The sequence below is a fragment of the Streptomyces sp. SID486 genome, assembly GCF_009865385.1.
In the GTDB taxonomy this organism is placed as follows: domain Bacteria; phylum Actinomycetota; class Actinomycetes; order Streptomycetales; family Streptomycetaceae; genus Streptomyces.
In genome coordinates this window covers 1-245 of record NZ_WWJT01000347.1, presented here as the reverse complement: position 1 = coordinate 245, position 245 = coordinate 1, and the positions used below count along the sequence as shown (strand labels likewise).

Below are 245 nucleotides of genomic sequence, written 5' to 3'. Positions count from 1 at the left end.
CGTACGCCGCCACCGCGGCGGCCCAGGCCGCGGCGACCGCCGGACGCGCCGCGTCCGCCGCCTACTCCGCCGCCCTCGCCGCGGCCAAGGACGCCACCAAGGCCAAGGCCGCCCGCCTGGCCGCCGAAGGGGCGAACAGGGCCGCGTCCCAGGCCCGTACGGCAGCCAAGGCCGCCGACGCGGCGGCGACCGCCTCCAACCAGGCGGCGGCGGCCGGTTCGGCCGCCGCCGGTGCCGCCCGTGAC

The 245-nt window shown here is 82.4% G+C and carries 1 protein-coding gene; it reads left to right on the top strand.

Annotated features, from left to right (window positions below):
• Window positions 1-245, top strand: a 245-nt coding sequence (locus GT045_RS40700; RefSeq protein ID WP_161334552.1) for a hypothetical protein, incomplete at both ends; no start/stop codon positions are given.